The organism is Aequorivita sp. 609 (assembly GCF_014212065.1).
GTDB lineage: Bacteria > Bacteroidota > Bacteroidia > Flavobacteriales > Flavobacteriaceae > Aequorivita > Aequorivita sinensis.
This window is the reverse complement of sequence record NZ_JACJVM010000183.1, coordinates 1-866: the sequence shown is the minus strand read 5'-3', so window position 1 is coordinate 866 and position 866 is coordinate 1. Positions and strand designations below refer to the sequence as shown.

The 866-nt window shown below is 38.1% G+C and carries 1 protein-coding gene; it reads right to left on the bottom strand.

The annotated features are described in order from the left end of the window. Positions 1–279: 279 nt before the first annotated feature. Positions 280–866 (bottom strand): hypothetical protein (locus tag H4O20_RS13230; protein ID WP_185099574.1); only part of this gene is annotated, 587 nt, incomplete at its 5' end.

Genomic DNA, 866 nt, shown 5'->3' with positions numbered 1-866 from the left:
TCTCTATTTACATCTGTCTGTATAAACTACTAGCAAGTTAAGTCATCTTGTTGGTTACAGTTAATTTATCATTTGTCATATTATCATGTGTTCATGTATCTTTTTACACTTTAACATCAGGCATTCAAATAAACATTTGTGAACACACCAGCAACAAAGAGATCCATTCTTTGTATTACAAAATAAAAGTCTCCAAATGCATGCAATGGTGTGGAAGCTTTTTTCATCACTCTTTATTCTGATGTTAGAGTAAAGATGTTTTTGAAAACAGCTTTTTCTTTACAGTCCAGTTTGTTCAATGTCTTGTTCAAAGGCTTTGTTCACTTCTCCTTCATCTGAATTCTCATATGGGTTCACAGTCTCCTCAGCTTTCTTAGCTTTCTTCTTCCTGTTTAATATCCCTGTGGTAATGAGGTAGATCCCCCCTAACACAGTTACACCCATTACCACTCCAAACACCACCAGCCAAACTGTGATTTTTTCCTCTTTGGGTGGAGCTAATGTTGCCTGCAGCCCAACAAATTCCAGTGTTTCATCATTGAGTAGAAATGCGCCATTGATACGTTCTCTCGACAGCCAGATAGCCGCCTCTACATCGGCCTTAGGAATAACTGTGTCTGGTTTGGTTGGATCCATCACAACAAAATAAAAGGAGATTCTGGCAGTTTCATTGTACGTGTGGATGTTCTCTGGCATGAAATTCATTTCTATTCCCTTTACATCCAAGTAGTACTGGCGCATGGCAAAACCCATAGTGGACTTAAAGAGATACATTTCATTTGTATTCCAGGTGTAAGCATCATCTCCCATGGCAGATTTTAGGCTTATTCTGACTTTGAAGGCATTTTCTGAATTTGGGTTAATAT